The 17578-nt window shown below is 54.3% G+C and carries 17 protein-coding genes; 8 read left to right on the top strand and 9 right to left on the bottom strand.

Annotation, left to right across the window (positions count from 1 at the left end):
* Positions 1 to 70 precede the first annotated feature (70 nt).
* The 3 genes from H2508_RS09280 (at position 71) to paaN (ending at position 5213) form a co-directional block, all read left to right on the top strand.
* On the top strand, positions 71 to 2398 hold the full coding sequence (locus H2508_RS09280) for a TonB-dependent receptor (RefSeq protein ID WP_182172266.1): 2328 nt from the start codon (positions 71 to 73) through the stop codon (positions 2396 to 2398).
* Positions 2399 to 2506: 108 nt separating this feature from the next.
* A complete protein-coding gene (locus H2508_RS09275; RefSeq protein WP_182172263.1) occupies positions 2507 to 3448 on the top strand; it encodes a winged helix-turn-helix transcriptional regulator in 942 nt (313 codons plus the stop codon).
* 94 nt (positions 3449 to 3542) lie between these two features.
* A complete protein-coding gene (paaN, locus tag H2508_RS09270; protein WP_182172260.1) occupies positions 3543 to 5213 on the top strand; it encodes a phenylacetic acid degradation protein PaaN in 1671 nt (556 codons plus the stop codon).
* Here paaN and H2508_RS09265 read toward each other — a convergent pair.
* Both H2508_RS09265 and H2508_RS09260 read right to left on the bottom strand, forming a co-directional pair.
* On the bottom strand, positions 5200 to 6708 hold the full coding sequence (locus H2508_RS09265; RefSeq protein ID WP_182172257.1) for a YifB family Mg chelatase-like AAA ATPase: 1509 nt from the start codon (positions 6706 to 6708) through the stop codon (positions 5200 to 5202). The two genes, paaN and H2508_RS09265, sit on opposite strands and share 14 nt — an antisense overlap.
* 41 nt (positions 6709 to 6749) lie before the next feature.
* Positions 6750 to 7010, bottom strand: coding sequence for an accessory factor UbiK family protein (locus H2508_RS09260; protein ID WP_182172254.1), 261 nt, complete (start codon positions 7008 to 7010; stop codon positions 6750 to 6752).
* A 303-nt stretch (positions 7011 to 7313) separates the two neighbouring features.
* Between H2508_RS09260 and H2508_RS09255 the strand changes: the two genes are divergently transcribed.
* The 4 genes from H2508_RS09255 to H2508_RS09240 all read left to right on the top strand — a co-directional run bounded on the left by H2508_RS09255 (position 7314) and on the right by H2508_RS09240 (position 10225).
* Positions 7314 to 8036, top strand: coding sequence for a TorF family putative porin (locus tag H2508_RS09255; RefSeq protein ID WP_182172251.1), 723 nt, complete (start codon positions 7314 to 7316; stop codon positions 8034 to 8036).
* Positions 8037 to 8100: 64 nt separating this feature from the next.
* Positions 8101 to 8439 carry a P-II family nitrogen regulator gene (glnK, locus tag H2508_RS09250; RefSeq protein ID WP_182172248.1) on the top strand — a complete coding sequence of 113 codons (339 nt, stop codon included), beginning with the start codon at positions 8101 to 8103 and terminating at the stop codon, positions 8437 to 8439.
* Positions 8440 to 8474: 35 nt separating this feature from the next.
* A complete protein-coding gene (locus tag H2508_RS09245) occupies positions 8475 to 9767 on the top strand; it encodes an ammonium transporter (RefSeq protein WP_182172245.1) in 1293 nt (430 codons plus the stop codon).
* Positions 9768 to 9886: 119 nt separating this feature from the next.
* Complete coding sequence (locus tag H2508_RS09240; RefSeq protein ID WP_182172242.1) at positions 9887 to 10225, top strand: P-II family nitrogen regulator; 339 nt, start codon at positions 9887 to 9889, stop codon at positions 10223 to 10225.
* A 116-nt stretch (positions 10226 to 10341) separates the two neighbouring features.
* On the opposite strand, the gene H2508_RS09235 is transcribed toward H2508_RS09240, so the two are convergent.
* The 6 genes from H2508_RS09235 to lptM are packed head-to-tail and all read right to left on the bottom strand — an operon-like array spanning position 10342 to position 15007.
* Positions 10342 to 11046, bottom strand: a complete 705-nt coding sequence (locus H2508_RS09235; protein ID WP_182172239.1) for an HAD family hydrolase — start codon at positions 11044 to 11046, stop codon at positions 10342 to 10344.
* A gap of 1 nt (position 11047) precedes the next feature.
* Complete coding sequence (xerC, locus tag H2508_RS09230; RefSeq protein WP_182172236.1) at positions 11048 to 11971, bottom strand: tyrosine recombinase XerC; 924 nt, start codon at positions 11969 to 11971, stop codon at positions 11048 to 11050.
* 7 nt (positions 11972 to 11978) lie between these two features.
* Positions 11979 to 12704, bottom strand: a complete 726-nt coding sequence (locus H2508_RS09225; RefSeq protein ID WP_182172233.1) for a DUF484 family protein — start codon at positions 12702 to 12704, stop codon at positions 11979 to 11981.
* 54 nt (positions 12705 to 12758) lie between these two features.
* Complete coding sequence (dapF, locus tag H2508_RS09220) at positions 12759 to 13589, bottom strand: diaminopimelate epimerase (protein WP_182172230.1); 831 nt, start codon at positions 13587 to 13589, stop codon at positions 12759 to 12761.
* An 8-nt stretch (positions 13590 to 13597) separates the two neighbouring features.
* Positions 13598 to 14854, bottom strand: coding sequence for a diaminopimelate decarboxylase (gene lysA / locus H2508_RS09215; protein ID WP_182173425.1), 1257 nt, complete (start codon positions 14852 to 14854; stop codon positions 13598 to 13600).
* A gap of 9 nt (positions 14855 to 14863) precedes the next feature.
* Positions 14864 to 15007: an LPS translocon maturation chaperone LptM gene (gene lptM / locus H2508_RS09210; protein ID WP_182172227.1), complete on the bottom strand. Its 144-nt coding sequence runs from the start codon at positions 15005 to 15007 to the stop codon at positions 14864 to 14866.
* 98 nt (positions 15008 to 15105) lie between these two features.
* Here lptM and H2508_RS09205 point away from each other — a divergent pair, with 98 nt between their 5' ends.
* Complete coding sequence (locus H2508_RS09205; protein WP_182172224.1) at positions 15106 to 16080, top strand: DUF3187 family protein; 975 nt, start codon at positions 15106 to 15108, stop codon at positions 16078 to 16080.
* Here the strand turns inward: H2508_RS09205 and argH are convergent.
* The gene (gene argH / locus H2508_RS09200) at positions 16077 to 17483 is read right to left on the bottom strand and encodes an argininosuccinate lyase (protein ID WP_182172221.1); all 1407 of its coding nucleotides are present in this window, start codon (positions 17481 to 17483) and stop codon (positions 16077 to 16079) included. The genes H2508_RS09205 and argH overlap by 4 nt on opposite strands.
* Positions 17484 to 17578: the final 95 nt, after the last annotated feature.

Below are 17578 nucleotides of genomic sequence, written 5' to 3'. Positions count from 1 at the left end.
TTGGCAGCTTGCTTTGACGCTGGATTACTAGCCTAAAAATTAATTACACATAATAGATAGTGAGGCTTCTATGACCCACCCTAAACATCTGGCAGTTATTCCTGCCTTTGCGTTATTACCTTTAGCGCTGGCATTTCAATCCACTGCAGTAGCGGCACCGCAACTTGAGGAGGTGGTGGTCACCGCAGAAAAGCGTGCCCAAAGCATTCAAGAGGTGCCCCTTTCGGTAGTGGCTCTAGCGGGTAGTGATATTGAAGTGGGCAAAATCGAAGGCTTGAATGACATCGCTTTTCGCACACCGGGCGTGAGCTTTAGTCAGTTCAACGTGGGTGAACCTCGTATTTATATCCGCGGTATTGGCAACAGCTCTGATTCGGCGGCCTCTGACCCTGCAGTGGGCATGTTCCTCGATGAAGTGTATATCGGGCGCACTGGCGGAGTGGGTTTTGACTTGTTCGACTTAGAGCGGATTGAAATACTGCGCGGCCCTCAGGGCACACTCTATGGTAAGAACACCAATGGTGGCGCCATTAACATGGTCACCTCAAGGCCTTCTGAAGAAAAAGAATTGCGTTTGCGTGGCTCCATTGGCAGCAACAGCTTATTGCACTTGCAGGGTTTGGCGAGTGGTCCCCTGAGCGATAGCGCCGCGGGCAAGTTAGTGTTCTCTTGGCGCGAGCGCGACGGTTTTGACAAAAACGTGATCACTCCTGGGGAGGTGGCCACTGCCGGCGATTTATCAAACAGTAGAATTATTAAGCGCACGATCGGTGCTGCTAATGGCGGAGACTCGATAGGTGACATAGAAAACTGGAGTCTGCGTGGCCAGTTACTATTTGATATTGGCGATGACGCTGAGTTACTGCTTGGCGCTGACCATTCCAGCGATAAGAGCAACGGTGCCTGCCGCCACTTGGCCAACCTCGACAAAGCCATAGCGGGACTAGCGCCTTTTTGGGAAGGGGCTATGTCAAAGCGTTACCGGGCCGATGAGCGTAACTGCGCCTCTCAGTTTGACTTGAGTCAGAAGCGCGAAGTGAGTGGCTTAATGGCGCGCCTTGAGTACGACATGGGCTGGTCATCATTAACTTCAATTACTGCCTGGCGCGCCAGTGAGTACAAAGCTATTGATGATTTAACGGGCTTGCCCCTGATTGACCTCGACGCCCCTTCGCCCCCTGGGGTACCACTACCACCAGGTTCCTTTACCGGCCCTGAAAACGTCATCGATGCAGCCGAAGAAGATGCTTCGCAGTGGTCTCAAGAGATTCGTCTGGCCGGTTCGAATGAGCGCTTTAACTGGCTAGCTGGTGTGTTTTACATGGAAGAAAAGGTAGAGCGGGAGGAAGAGTTCTATACCCAGTACAGTTCGCTGCTTCAGGGCCTAGGTTTAGCGGCCATTGGTGATGTGTTATTTACCCAGGATAATAAGACCAAGAGTATCGCGACCTACGGCCAAGTGGATTGGATTATCAACGATCAATTCACTTTGACCTATGGTTTGCGCTGGGCCGAAGACAAAAAAGACATCACCCAGAATGCGATCGATTTGCTTGGCACCACACCGGCTGGTGTGCCTTTGATACTGCCGAGCTTCCCAGCACCAGTGTCGGCAGATGACTCTTGGTCTAAAGTGACTCAAAAGCTGTCATTAGCCTATCAGCCCACTAATGACTTGATGCTCTACGCCACCTATTCAGAAGGTTATAAAAGTGGTGCGTTTCAATCCCAGACTAACTTGCCTTCAGTCGCTGCCCAGCCAGTAGACCCTGAATTTGTGACCAACATTGAAGTCGGTTTGAAGTCCAGCTGGTGGAATAACCGCATGCAGTTCAACCTGTCCTATTACGATATGGACTACGAAGACCTGCAGGTCTTTGAGTTGAATAGCCGCTACCTTCTTGTCTTGCTGAACGCGCAAGCGAAGTCTAAGGGTGTCGAAGCATCATTCGATATTGTGCCAACGCAAAATTTGACACTCAGTGCTAGCTACAGCTGGAACGACGCTAGCTACGATAAGTTTATCAATGCCAATGGTCTCGATTTATCGGGCAATGACTTAGCCTTCGCACCCGAGCAGGCCTATACCCTTAGCGGAAATTATAATTGGCCGCTAAGTAATGGCTCGGAGCTGGATTTTTCTCTGACCTATAGCTGGAAAGATGATTACTTTATGGGGCCGCAGAACCGCAAACGCGAGACTCAAGAATCACTGGGCTTGTTAGATGCAGGGCTTAGCTGGGTCAGTCCAGATAGTAGCTTTACGGTTGATCTATGGGGCAAGAACCTGACTGACGAACTGCTGCTGTCGAACCAAATTGTCGACCCTACTGGAGTCACTTCTGAGTACTACATGCCCCCGCGCACTTATGGTGTGACACTCACTAAAAGCTTCTAAGTTGAACGGCGCCCCTGCTTTAGAGCGGGGCGCCGTCTTAGTTGATGAGTTTGCTGAATTTTTGTTTGGCTATGTGCACAATGAGGGCTTTTCTCAGGTGGACCACATATGTCGCAATTGACTACCAGAGCCAGCTCCATCAACCGGGCCTTAGATCAGATCGGTGATAAGTGGTGTCTGCTGATCTTGCAGGAAGTGTTTTGGGGTATCACAAGTTTTAGCGCTATTTTGCGCGAGACCGGTATGTCTCGAGGGGTCTTATCGAATCGCCTAAACTGGCTACAAGAGCAGGACTGTCTGCGAAAACGCACTCTGGGTGGTGCGCGACATGCCACTTATCACCTGATTCGCAAGTCGGTGGACCTGTATCACAATGCCTTGATGGCTGTGGTCTGGGAAGATCGCTATTTCAATACCCCTGATATCCAAGCTGTTCGCCTGTTGCATCGCAGTTGCGGGCAGCATTTCACGCCGCGCATGGAGTGTGCGCATTGTCATGCGGATGTTGATGGCAAAGAAGTGCTGTACTACCCCGGGCCTGGCGCGACCTGTGATCTGCGCGATAAAAAAGTTCGTCGGCGTTCCTCGCTGTCGGTCGATGATGTGCCCAGCTCACGCAGTGTATACCGTAACCTAGTGAACTTAATTGGCGATCGCTGGACAGCCAATGTGATTGCATTGGCTTTTCATGGCTTGCATCGCTTTGATGAGTTTCACCGTGAGTTGCCAGTTGCCACCAATATTCTCGCTGACCGCATGCGCTTTCTAGTAGAGCAAGGGGTTTTTGAAACCCGTCCCTACCAGTACCGTCCGCTGCGCCATGATTATCACCTGACTGACAAAGGCTGGGATCTGTTTCCTTGGTTTCTCACGTTGCTGCAGTGGGGTGATAAATGGTGTGACCCCAGTGGTGCAGGCCGGCCGATGCGGCTAGAGCACAGTCGTTGTGCTGAGAACCTGCATGGCCGAGTGGTCTGTGACCACTGTGGTGAAGAGGTCCATGCTCACCAAGTGGCCTTTACTATTCAAGCGCTGGCGCTAGCGGATTAAGGTCTCGGGCGCTGCTTAAGTTTTATTCATTGCATAAACAGACCATGCTGTGGCATCGTTAGGCCCCTTGAAGATCACAAGCTGGGGCTATGCCATGACAGACTGGTTTGAGCAGCATAATGACTTACTCACTAAAGCGCTCGATGCATGTGCTCGACGTTATTCTTGGAGCGGCTGGCCAGAGAGCCCCAGCACAAGGATTCATGGGCCAGATAAGCCCGCTGCAGGTAAAGCTCGCTTTGAGTCGCTGCTCAATAGGGACTTTCCACTAGAGCAGCCGGGGGAAGTCGCACGAGTGGGTGAGGAAGTGTCGCCCTATACCGGGGAGGCATTGGGTATTCGCTACCCGCAAATGGACCCAGCCCCATTGTTTGAAGCTATTGCCCGGGCTCGACCGGCCTGGGCCTTGGCAACACCTCGGCAGCGTGTCGGCGTGTGCCTAGAAATTTTGCAGCGTTGTGGGGACCAGTTGTTTGAAAATGCCCATGCAACGATGCACACCTCTGGTCAGTCCTATGTGATGGCCTTTGCCGGCAGTGGTGCCAACGCCCTAGACCGCGGCTTGGAAGCGTTGGCTTATGCGCATAAGGCTATGGCTGATGTGCCGGCCACCGCGCACTGGGAGCGGCAGTTTGGTGCTGATGGGGCAGCCTCGCTGGACAAGCGTTATCGTCTAGTGCCTCGCGGCGTGGGCGTCATTATCTGCTGTGCGACCTTTCCACTGTGGAATACCTATCCAGCTCTGTGTGCCTCTTTGGCTACCGGTAATCCCGTGGTACTCAAAGCCCATCCAGCGGCTACTTTGCCGGTGGCGATGGTAGTGCAAGTCTGCCGAGAGGTTTTGGCTGAGGCCGGTTTTGATCCTAACTTGGTCAGTCTAGCAGCGGATACTCGCGAGCAACCGGCTACGTTGTCGCTGGTTCAGCACCCCGATACGGCGATTATTGACTTCACCGGCAGTCCAAGTTTTGGTACTTGGTTAGAGCGCAACTGCCCTGGCAAACAGGTCTATACTGAAACGGCAGGATGCAATTCGGTGGTCTTAGAGTCCTGCCAGGACCTACAGCTAACGGCGCGGGCGATTGCACAGTCTCTGTGTCAGGCCTCCGCTCAAATGTGTACCAGCGTGCAAAATATCCATCTGCCAGCCCAGGGAATTAAAGTGGCCGGTAAACAAGTGCCGCTTGAACAAGTTCAGCAGGCACTGTGCGAAGCGGTGGACTTTTGGCTTGAGGATGGGCGGCGTGCGGCCACCCTCTGTGGCACCCTGTTCGATCCACAGGTGCAAGCCAATATCGATCGTTACCGCGAGCTCGCGCAAGGTCGCTTGTTGCGGGATTCCGCGCCTTATCAACATCCCGAATACCCTGCTGCGCGAACGGCTACGCCATTGATCATTGCGGCCACCCGAGCGTATAGGGACTGGTACCGCCAGGAGGTGTTTGGGCCGGTGTCTTTTGTGATCAGCAATGACTCACCGCAGGATTGTTTGGATGATGCGACCGGCAATGCGCGTGATTGCGGTGCCATTACTGCCCATGTCTACTCAGTGGATGATGACTTTGTTGAGCGTGCCGTTGAGGCTTACCACCAGGCAGGAGCCTCGGTGGCAGTGAACCTCAGTGCTATGCCAATTAACTTTGCGGCAGCCTACTCTGATTACCATGTCACTGGCTTAAATCCGGCCGGCAATGCCTGTCTGACCGACTTGGCTTTTGTGGCTTCACGCTTTCGCATTGTGCAAAGTAAATTCATGCGTAGCTAAGCCCGACGGCAGGCTCGCGATAAGCCAGCGCTTCGGCGATATGCGAGCGCTGCACTTGCGCCTCAGCAGACATATCTGCCAGCGTGCGCGCCACCCGCAGGGAGCGATGCAAAGCGCGAACGGATAGCTGCAGGCGGTCGGCGGCGCGTTCTAGATCTTTCATTTCAGTGGCGCCAAGCTGGCAGTGCTGCAGCAAGGCCTCAGCTGCCAGTTCACTGTTGCTGCAGCCTTGTCGCTGCATTTGCCGGTCGCGACACTCAGCCACCCGCTGCTTTACGAGCGCTGAGTGTTCGCCGCGCTGCTCTTGGCGCAACACGCTGCCGGCTGGAACCCGCTGCATACTGACCTGTAAATCGATGCGGTCTAGCAGTGGGCCGGAGATGCGCTGATGATAGCGCTGTACTTGTTCGGGAGTGCAGCGGCAAGCTTTGTCGCGGTCGCCTAAATAGCCGCAGGGACAGGGGTTCATGGCTGCTACCAGCTGAAAGCGCGCTGGGAAGGTGAACTTATACTCGGCCCGAGAAAGGGTGATTTCCCCCGCTTCTAGTGGCTCCCGGAGCACTTCGAGTACATGGCGATTAAATTCCGGTAATTCATCTAGGAACAAGACGCCACAGTGGGCTAGGGAGATCTCTCCGGGCTGCGGCTTTCGACCACCGCCTACCAGAGCGGCGGCACTGGCACTGTGGTGGGGCTGGCGAAAGGGGCGTTGATATAAGTGTTCAATATGCTGGCGCTGCAAACTGTGGATCGTTGCACAGCTCAAGGCTTCTTGGGGACTTAGGTCGGGCAGCAGCCCAGGCAGACGACTCGCCAGAAGCGTTTTGCCGGTTCCCGGAGGTCCGCAGAGCAAGAGGTTGTGGCCGCCACTGGCGGCCAGTTCTAGAGCGCGGCAGGCCTGTGCTTGACCGTATACCTCGGCAAGGTCCGGGTAGTTTATCTCTTGGGTTTCTGCTGCCGGGCTTGCTATGGGCTCTAAAGGCGCTTGGCCATTTAAGTGAGCGCAGAGCCGCAAGAGCTCACTTGGGGCAATAATTTGGCTGTTCGGTACATGGGCGGCTAGTGTTGCAACCTCCTTTGCGCAGACCAGCCTGCGCTGTGCTTCGGTGCAAGCTTGTGCCGCGGGGATAACGGCGGGAGATGCTCTAAGCGAGCCATCTAGGGCCAGCTCTGCCAGAAACTCATAATGTGACAGTGACTCATCAGCTATTTGTTTGGATGCGGCCAGTATGCCTAGGGCAATAGCTAAGTCGAAGCGGCCGCCTTCTTTGGGTAATTCAGCAGGGGCGAGGTTGACGGTAATGCGCCGGTCTGGAAATTGGAAGTGTGAATTGAGAATGGCGCAGCGTACCCGATCTTTACTTTCGCGCACCGCAGTTTCTGGTAAGCCGACAATATTAAAAGCGGGCAGGCCGTTGGCCAGGTGGGTTTCCACTTGCACCAGTGGTGCCTCGATACCTGCTGAGGCACGGCTGTAGATAAGGGACAGTTCCATAGCTCTTCCATGAGCGGGTAGCGGAGCTGTGAGTGGCGCCGCTATTGCGCTTTTTCTAGGGCCTCAAGCTCGGCAGTCAGTGTCGCGAGCTCTACTTCCAATGCTTTCACTTTGGCTCGAGTGCGCTGCAGGATCGCGGCCTGGGCATCAAACTCTTCTCGGCTGACAAGATCCAGCCGAGATAGCGCTGCCTGAGCTAAGCTGCGCGCACCCTTATCCATTTCGCCTTTGATACCGCTATTGCCTACTAGCTGATTCATTTGCTGAATAACTTCGCCGATAGGGGGTGGTTTCAGTGCCATGTTTTACCTTCCAGTTACAGTGTTTCACTTGCGCCTTGCAGTCTAGATGAATTCTTTGCAGCAGCACAGGTCATTTCAGTGCAGAGCACAGTTGTGCTGCACTGAAATGGGGCAAAAGCTTGTTGGGGGTGGCTTTTCTGATCTCAAGATTACTCGCTATTCCATCTTAAGCTATTGATTTTAAGAATATAAAAATTACTTGGCACAGCCTATGCATTTTCAGGCCTGCAGAGATAGCTCTGCGCCGCCACTAGCCAGCACTGAGGGCTAGCGGCGGAATAAGCAGATTAGGAGTCCTGAAATATGTTGAACAAGCAGAAACTGCTGCCCTTAACACTTGCCGCAGCATTGCTGAACGGCATCCCATTAGCGATGGCTGAGCCACAAGTCAGTGCCAACATTTCCTTGACCAGTGATTACAGGTTTCGCGGGATTTCACAGTCAAACAAGAGCAGTGCACTACAAGGGGGCTTCGATGTGGTCTTTGAGCCGGGCTTCTATGTGGGCATTTGGGGATCTACTGTCGATTTTGACAGTAATGAAGGCTTTGATGGTTCCTTAGAACTGGATTATTACGCGGGCTGGAGCATGGAGACAGCTAGCGCTGTGGGTCTAGATCTAGGCTATATCTACTATGACTATCCCGGTGATGAAGGTGCTGAGGGCGACTATCAGGAGCTCTATGCCAAGGTCTCATATAAGGACGTCACCCTCGGCATCAATTACTCCGACGACTACTACGCCAGTAGCGATGAGCTGCTCTATTACTACGCGGACTACAGCCTGAGCTTGAATGAAATTTGGTCGCTGGATATTCACCTTGGCTATAGCGAGCTACAGCGAGGTGGCGGCTTTTTAGCCACAACAGAAGATAGCTACATGGATTATTCACTTGCTGTGACAGCGTCCCTGATGGAGGTCGACTGGACACTGGCTTATGTCGGTAGCGATTTAGAGCAAGAGGAGGTCTTCGATACAGACTGGGGAGACGACTCTCTGGTGTTTAGCGTGTCAAAAAGTTTTTAAACGCGCGGGAAGTCTGGCTGCGCCAAGGCGGACTGAAGCTGAGCGCAGGAAGTAAGGAGGATGCATGAAGTTAATCACGGCGATAATTAAGCCTTTTAAGTTAGATGATGTGCGTGAAGCACTATCTGAAATTGGGGTTCAAGGGATTACGGTTAGCGAGGTAAAAGGCTTCGGTCGTCAGAAGGGACATACCGAACTTTATCGGGGCGCAGAGTATGTCGTCGATTTTCTACCCAAAGTAAAAGTTGAGCTGGCGATAAAAGATAGCCTGATCAATGAAACCATTGGGGCCATTAGCAAGGCAGCCAATACCGGCAAGATTGGTGACGGCAAGATCTTCGTGACCGCACTTGAGCAGGTCATTCGTATTCGAACCGGGGAGACCGGCGAAGACGCGGTGTAAACCTTAGCAGATCCAACAATAGAGAGTTGAGCCTCATGGAAAACAATATTTACGAGTTACAGTATGCTATCGATACCTTTTACTTCTTAGTCTGCGGCGCGCTGGTGATGTGGATGGCCGCTGGTTTTGCCATGCTCGAAGCAGGCTTAGTACGAGCTAAAAACACCACCGAAATTTTAACTAAAAACGTGGCATTGTTTGCCATAGCAAGTACCGCCTATCTCGTCTGTGGCTATCAGTTTATGTACGATGGCGGCTGGTTTTTGTCGGGTGTCACCACGGTGGCGCAAATGGATGAAGCGGCCGTAAGCCAGGTCTTAGCAGATTCAGCTGCAGCTGGTTTCGGCGGCGATTCTGTGTACTCCGGCGCTTCAGATTTTTTCTTTCAAGTGGTGTTTGTCGCCACCGCGATGTCAATTGTTTCAGGCGCGGTCGCTGAGCGTATGAAGTTGTGGGCATTTCTCGCCTTTGCCATTGTAATGACCGGTTTTATCTACCCCATTGAGGGGGGCTGGACTTGGGGTGGCAAGCTTGTGCCGCTGCTGAACAAGTCGCTCAGTGGTGAGGGTGGTTTCGGTTATTCTGATTACGCTGGATCTGGGGTTGTGCACTTAGCGGGCGCTGCTGCGGCTCTTTCTGGAGTGTTATTTGTAGGTGCTCGCAACGGCAAGTACCGCAGTGACGGTTCAATCAATGCGATACCCGGTGCCAATATGCCACTGGCGACCCTCGGTACCTTCATTTTATGGATGGGCTGGTTCGGCTTTAATGGCGGCTCTACCTTAAAACTAGGCGGCATCTCAGTGGCTAACGAGGTGGCGAACGTATTCTTAAACACCAATGCCGCTGCTGCCGGTGGCTTGATTGGCGCCTTACTGCTTGGGCGACTGGTGTTTGGTAAAGCCGACTTAACCATGGCGCTCAACGGTGCACTGGCAGGGTTAGTGTCAATTACTGCTGAGCCTGCTGACCCGACGCCTCTCTTAGCGACTTTGATCGGTGCTGCCGGAGGGGTGATCGTGGTGGCGAGCATCTTGCTGCTGGATAAAATGAAGATCGATGATCCAGTAGGGGCCATTTCAGTACACGGTGTCGCCGGCCTGTGGGGGATCTTTGCAGTCTTGCTGTCAGACAGTGACGCAACCTTTATGGGGCAGCTGCTAGGCGCCTTGGTGATCTTCAGCTGGGTCTTTGTGGCTAGTTCTGTGGTGTGGTTTGTACTGAAAAAAGTGATGGGCTTGCGGGTCTCTGCGGAGGAGGAATACGAGGGCGCCGATATTTCGGAGTGTGGCTTAGAAGCCTATCCCGAGTTTGTTAACTTCAAATAGAGCATGCGACGCTAAGTCGCTTATACACTTGGGCCCTCGGGCCCCTTTTTTAATTAGACTTGCCATCAAGCTTCCGAGCTCCATAATAGGCACACATCCATTTGCTAGAGAGACTCTGCATGAAACTGGTTACCGCTATTATTAAACCCTTTAAAATGGACGACGTGCGCTCTTCCCTGTCTGAAATTGGCGTGCAGGGTATTACGGTGACTGAAGTCAAAGGCTTTGGCCGTCAGCGCGGTCACACTGAACTGTATCGGGGCGCTGAGTACGTGGTGGATTTCCTGCCCAAATTAAAGCTAGAGATCGCGGTTGGCGAAGGACAGCTTGATGCCACCATTGAAGCCATTATTAATTCTGCTAACACCGGTAAGATTGGTGACGGCAAAATTTTTGTGTCTGATTTAGAGCAGGTGATTCGGATCCGTACGGGTGAAACCGGCGAAAATGCTATTTAGCCCCTCAGCGGCTTATTCCTAAGCCGCATAAGACGACAGCTCCTGTCCTTGCGCCATTCAATCACAGCAGCCACTAGATAGCCGTTTAGCACACAGTACAGTGGCTGCGCTGGGCTTTAGCTTGCGGCGATACTGGCTATGGCCTCGGGTAATTCGCGCAGATTAGTAATGACTCGGTGAGGGCTTTCTCCTCCCGGCCATGCTTGTTGAGCTGGGTTCATCCAAACTGTGTACATGCCGACTGCCTGAGCACCTTGAATATCGTGTTCAGGGCTGTCGCCGATATGAATAGTATTGTTAGCCTTTAGGTCACAATGCTTGAGTGCGGCTAAGAACATGTCAGGCGCCGGTTTACTGGCGCCCACATCTTCAGCTAAAAACGCAAAGTCAAAAAACCGAGCAGCTTCAGTTTTATAGATATCGGCATTGCCGTTGGTGAGGGCGCCGAGGCGATAACGGCTGGCGAGGACTGCCAAAACCTCGAGTGCTTCAGGGTAGAGCTCTACAGCTTGCCGCTGCTCTAGAAAAACTTTAAAGGCTTGCTCAGCCCCCCGCTGGGCCTCTTCTTCGCTGTAACCTGCTACTCGTTGCAGCTCGTAGAGGGTTTGGATGCGCAGCTGGCTGACATGGTGACTCAGTTGAGGATGGCGCTTCCACAGGTCTTTTTTAAACTCCCACAGAGAGCTCTGGTCGTGGTGTTCAATCGTGCCTGGTCGATGTTGCAGCAGCCATTCACGTTGCGCCTGATCCGCTCTAATCAGGGCTGGCTCAGAGTCCCAAAGCGTATTGTCCAGGTCGAAAGTGATAAGGCTTATGGTCAACTTAGTCTTCCTTGGGTTTGCGGCGACGAGCGCGCGGGTGGGCCTCGTCATAGACTTTGGCCAGGTGCTGAAAATCCAGATGAGTATAGATTTGGGTGGTGGAGATATTAGCGTGGCCTAAGAGTTCTTGCACTGCGCGCAGATCGCCACTGGACTCCAAGATGTGGCTGGCAAAAGAGTGGCGCAGCATGTGGGGGTGAACATCTTGGGGCATGCCACTGCGGCGGCCGCGCAATTTGAGTCGGGCCTGAACATTGCGCACACTGATGCGCTGCCCGCGGCTGCTGGTAAATAGTGCCGCGGCAGCGTCTTCATTCGCCGCGGTGTGTGGGCGCACGCTGAGCCAGCGCTGGATGGCTTGGGCGGCGACTGAGCCCACTGGTACGCTCCGGGTTTTATTGCCCTTGCCGGTGACGGTGATTAAGCCAGAGGATAGGTCGATGTCCTGTAAATTGATCGCCACCAGCTCGGCCAGGCGCAGCCCCGAAGAGTAAAACAGTTCTGCCATGGCCAGATCCCTAAGTGCCACTGGGTCCTGGTCTTCGCTACTCATGAACTGCTCAATTTGGTCAACATCCAGAGTGCGAGGCAAGCGGCGCGCAGAGCGCGGTGCCTGAATGCCAATGGCTGGGTTGCGTTCGGCGCCATGAAAGCGGCCCAAGTAGTCAAAATACGAGCGGGTGGCTGATAGCGCGCGCTGAATGCTACTACCGGAGAGCCCTTTGCGGTGCAGGCTGCCAATCCAGCTGCGAATATCGGCCTCTAGTAGCGCTTGCGGACCTTCGATATTCCGGCCATCACACCACTGCTGCAAAGAGTTGAGGTCGCGGCGATAGTTTTTGAGCGTGTGTGGGGAGAGTTGCCGGACATCCCGTAAATAGGCGATAAACTCACTGGCGCTGGGTTCCAGGCAGTTGGTGCTCACAGTTATCTCAAGCGCTATTAGCCGTGGGTAAGTGTGCCATCAGGCGTACTAGGACATCGGCAATATACAGTAAAAATAATGTTCCCATGCCGCTGTGATAGCGACTGGCATCGCTGCTGCCAATGGCGATGACGCCGACATGATTGCCGTCAGCGTCACTCAGTGGCATGACTGCGGCTGAGCCAAGCTCCCCGGCAGTGGGGAATAGGAAGCCGAACTCTGTTTCTCGCAGCACGCCACACAGCGGCTTGCGACTATTCAGCAGGCCGCCAATTTCTAGCTTGACTGTTTCAGGTGCTTCAAAGCGTATCTGAGCAGAGGATTCAGCGGGGTCGCCAAATAGAATCATGCTGGCGTGTTCAACTTCAAAGCTATCGCGCATGTGACTGGCGAAGGTGTCGCAGAGGCTGCTAAGCGTTTTGCTTTCCAGCAGCTTTAATACCAGGTGCCGAGTGCGATCGTAGAGCTTGTCGTTGTCGTGAGCGGTAGCGGTCAGGGCATTGAGGCGGTGCCGCAGTTCTGTGTTGCGCTCACGCAGTACACTAATCTGTTTTTCCACTAGCGAAACGGCGCTGCCTGAGGCGTGGGAAACCTGCAGAGAGTCCAGCATGTCTGGGTGGCGCTGGAAGAAATCACTGTTGCTTTTAAGGTGCTCTCGCACCTGTTCATCATTCAGTGCCGAGTCGTTGTTTTTATCGTTATTGCGTGCCGCTGCATCGTTGCTGGCTGGCATGGATCGTTCTCCCTGATCAGGCTGTTAGCCGCTGCTTGTGTCAACGGCTGAAGGTCAGACTTTAATCGAGCCCTCAAACACTACTGCAGTGGGGCCGGTCATGATGACACTGTGTCCCGGGCCGCGCCATGTGATGGAGAGCATACCGCCGGGAAGCTGAACTGTCACGGTGTCGCTTAGCCAGCCTCGCAGCTTGCCGTAAACTACCGCTGCGCAGGCGCCCGTGCCACAGGCTAGAGTCTCGCCGACACCGCGTTCGAATACCCGCAGTCGAATCTCTTGTTCAGAGATCACCTGCATAAAGCCAGCATTCACTCGCTGCGGGAAATCACTGTGTGATTCGATTGCCGGCCCCAGTCCGGCGACATCAGCAGTCTCGATATCTGTGACCCGCACAATGGCGTGGGGATTGCCCATCGACAGGGCTCCGATTTCCAAGTGCTGCCCGGGTAGTTGCAAGTGGTAGCTGTCGGCGCGAGCCGCTGCCGCAAAAGGAATGAGCTCAGGTTCCAGTTCCGGTTGGCCCATATCCACCTCGACACGCTGCTGTTCCAAGCACTGTAAAGTGATGACTCCGGCGGGTGTCTCAGCTGTAATACGGCGCTTAGTGGTCAGCTTGCTGTCGTGCACAAAACGGGCAAAGCAGCGCGCGCCATTGCCGCACTGTTCCACCTCTGTACCATCGGCGTTATAAATGCGGTAGCGAAAATCCACGTCCGGATTGCTCGGCGGCTCGACCACAAGAACTTGGTCACAGCCGATACCAAAGCGCCGGTCAGCGAACTTGCGAATATCGTGGGAGCGCAATTTATAGCGCTGGCTGATCAGGTCAATGACCACGAAGTCGTTGCCAGCGCCGTGCATTTTGGTGAACTTAAGCTGCATATTCGTTATCAGCTATCGGCGGGTAGGCGATGCTCAAGGCGCAGCAGTTCTTCGATTGTCTCGCGTTCGCGCGCTAGGTGGGCTCGCTCGCCATCGACTAAAACTTCAGCGGCACGGCCACGGGTATTGTAGTTTGAGCTCATGACGAAACCGTAAGCCCCTGCACCAAATACACTCAGTAGCTCCCCAGCTTCAATGTTTAAAGGCCGCTCTTTACCGAGAAAGTCCGCCGTTTCACAGACCGGTCCGACCAGATCCCAGTCCAACACCTCGCCTTCACTGCGCTGACTAACGGTCTTGATGTCGAGCCATGCTTGGTAAAGCGCTGGGCGAATCATGTCATTCATGGCGGCATCGATTAGGGCAAAGTTGCGCTCTGGAGTCTGCTTAGTGTATTCCACCCGGGTGAGCAAAATGCCAGCGTTAGCGGCAATAGAGCGGCCGGGCTCCAATACTAATTGCAGTGGTCGGTCGCCAATTGCTGTGCGGACGGCTTCGATGTAGCTGGCGATAGAGGGCGGGGTTTCATCGCGATAGCGAACCCCCAAGCCTCCGCCGATATCTAAGTGGTGAATAGTTATGCCCTGGCTCTGTAGTTGATCGACAAGGCTCAGCTGGCGCTCAATAGCATCGATAAAGGGGCTTAACTCAGTGAGCTGTGAGCCGATGTGGCAATCGAGCCCCTGGATGTCGATATTGGGCAGTTCGGCGCCGCGTTGATACATGCGCAGCGCCTCATCCATAGTGACACCAAACTTGTTTTCTTTCAGGCCGGTGGAAATATAGGGGTGGGTGCGGGCATCCACATCGGGGTTAACCCGTACCGAGATTGGCGCGACCTTGTCCATCTCAGTTGCGACCTGATTCAATACTTCCAACTCTGCGGCGGACTCCAAGTTAAAGCAGTGAATGCCGACCTCTAGGGCCCGGGCCATCTCACTCGCTTTTTTAGCAACACCGGAAAACACCACCTTAGCTGGGTCGCCACCGGCAGCTAGCACCCGCTCAAGTTCGCCCACAGAGACGATGTCAAAGCCTGCGCCCTGGCGGGCCAAAACTTCTAGCACGGCTAGATTGGAGTTGGCTTTGACGGCGTAGCACACTAGGTGTGGTATGCCTTCTAAGGCCTGTTGGTATTCATTTAAAGCGCCCTCTAGGGCGGCGCGTGAGTAAACGTAGCAGGGGGTGTCAAACTCAGCGGCGAGCGCGCGGGCTGATAGGCCTTCGACATAGAGCTCGCCGTCGCGGTAATTAAAGCTTTGCATCATCTGTTCTCAGTCGGCGGTGGTAGCAGTAGGAGCTAGGCTGCCCACTACCTTGGCGGGTTCATCGGGCATGTAGAGTGGTCCGGTCTGGCCGCAAGCCTGCAGCAGAGTGGCTGAGCAGAGTACGGTGAGGGCGACAAGTAGCTCGCGCATGGAATCCAATCCTTGATCAAAGCCTAGATTATACCTGTCGCTAGATAGCGGTGCGAGCAGGCCGTATCATCGACCTTGTTTTGCAGCGGGTGCACAGCATGATGACACGTATTACGGCAGTATTTCTGGCCTTGCTAAGCCCAACTTGGGTGGCAGCCGGAGAGCCCCTTTATGTTAAAAACCTCAGCCCTATAGCCAGTTTGTTTGGCTTGCCCGCCCAGCAATCAGCAGCAATCGCTGCTGCAGGTACTTGGCAGTGGGATTTTCATAGCGCGCTGGCGAGTCATTATATCGAAGAGCGCAGGGCTTCAGAGGCGCTCAGTTTCGACGGCGAGACTCAGCGCCTGGTGCTCGCTGCGCGCTATGCACTGAGCGATCAATGGCAGCTGCAATTGGAGCTGCCCTATAGCAAACAGAGTGCCGGTTTTTTAGATACTGGGATCGACCGCTGGCACAATTTATGGGGCCTGCCTGACAATGGTCGCAGCGACGTGCCGCGGGATCAATTGAACTACCGCTATGCCGATTCGGAGCAGCGTTTCGATCTGTACAGTAGACGCGCGGGCTTGGGCGATATCTCGCTTGCAGTGCAGCGCAGCCTTTACCGTGCAGGTGGTTTAGCGCTGGCCGGCACTGTGGGCTACAAATTTGGCACAGGCGACTTTGCTGATTTTAGCGGGAGTGGCGAGGCTGACAGTTATGCTGTATTGCGACTGTCCTCGGACAGCTTGGCTGCAGCTCCACTTAGCTGGCACGCTCAGTTGGGTTATCTGCGCGCCGCTAAAGTGTCAGCCCTAGCGGGGCGGCAACAGCGAGACTTGTGGTTTGCTGGTGCGAGTGCGCAGTGGCAGTTTAGCCCCAGCTGGTCTTTGCTAGGGCAGCTCGACGCCCACAAGGCGCCCTTAGCTAGCGCCATTGATGCGCTGGCTAAGGATTCAGTGATGCTCAGTGCCGGCCTGCGCTGGCAATTAAGCCAGCGCTGGGGGCTAGATTTTTCTATTGTTGAAGATATTGCGGTAGAGACAGCGCCGGATGTCATGTTCCAGGCGAGTTTGCGTTATCTCGGCCCTTAGCTAGCCGGGCGAGCGTTGACCCGCTGTTTGGCTCGCTCTGCTGCCGCTAGCACTTGGGCTGGTGCAGTGCCGCCGAGGTGATCGCGTGCAGCGATAGAGCCTTCCAGGGTCAGTACATCGAATACATCGGCTTGAATCTGCTTGGAAAAGCCCTGCAAAGTGGCTAAGTCCATTTCTGCTAGGTCAATCCCATTGGCTACGCCGTGGGCCACTGCTTTACCAACCACTTCGTGCGCATCACGAAAGGGCATGCCTCCCCTTACCAAGTAGTCGGCTAGATCAGTAGCTGTGGAGAAACCGCGCCGCGCCGCTTCGCGCATCGCCTCTTTGTTGGGGCGGATAGCGGGCACCATGTCGGCAAAAGCGCGCAGGCAGTCAAGGACAGTATCGATAGTATCGAAGAGGGGTTCTTTGTCTTCTTGGTTGTCCTTGTTGTAAGCCAGCGGCTGACTTTTCATCAGGGTCAGTAGCGCAATCAGGTGGCCGTTAACGCGGCCGACTTTGCCTCGAACCAGCTCTGGTACATCGGGGTTTTTCTTCTGCGGCATAATGGAAGAGCCGGTGCAGAAGCGGTCGGGCAGCTCAATAAAATTAAATTGTGCAGAAGTCCACAGCACGAGCTCTTCTGACATACGTGACAGGTGGGTCAGTAAGAGCGCGGCAAAAGCACAAAACTCAATGGCAAAGTCACGATCTGAGACCGAGTCCAGGGAGTTTTCAGTGGCTTTATCAAAGCCCAGTGCAGTGGCGGTGAGCTGGCGGTCGATGGGATAGGTGGTGCCCGCTAGTGCTGCTGCACCCAACGGCGATTGGTTCATCCGCTCTCGGCAGTCCATTAGCCTGCCGTAGTCGCGCTCCAGCATTTCGTTCCAGGCCAGTAGGTGGTGGCCAAAAGAAACCGGTTGTGCTGTTTGCAGGTGAGTAAAACCGGGCATTACCGTGTCGCTGTTATCCGCCGCCAAGCCAATAGTGCCCAGTTGCAGGCGGCTCAGCTCGCTAGCGATATGGTCGATGGCGTTGCGCAGATGGAGGCGGATATCGGTGGCTACTTGGTCGTTGCGAGAACGGCCGGTGTGCAGTTTTTTACCCGTGATACCAATCAACTCTGTGAGGCGAGCTTCGATGTTCATGTGCACATCTTCGAGCTCAATTGACCAGCTGAAGCTGCCCTCGGCGATTTCTTGACGTATTTGGGCCAGCCCCTGCTGAATCTCAGCCAGTTCACTGTCGCTCAGTACGCCAACCTTGCACAACATGGCGGCGTGGGCGAGGGAGCCGGCGATGTCCTCTTCTGCCATGCGCTGATCGAAGCCTACCGAGGCAGTGAAACGCTGCACAAAACTGTCAGTGGCTTCAGTGAAGCGGCCGCCCCACAGTTTGCTGGTATCTTGTTGTTCACTCATGCTGGTTTTAGATCCTGGTTGTGACGGGCGCCGCCGCGGCGACGCGAGATAATAGCTTGCACTAGTCAGTGCTTATAAGAGAGCTAAGTATATCA

This window comes from Sediminihaliea albiluteola (assembly GCF_014077625.1).
Lineage (GTDB): Bacteria > Pseudomonadota > Gammaproteobacteria > Pseudomonadales > Halieaceae > Sediminihaliea > Sediminihaliea albiluteola.
Note: the sequence above shows the minus strand (reverse complement) of the source record. Positions and strands in the feature narration are given on the sequence as shown.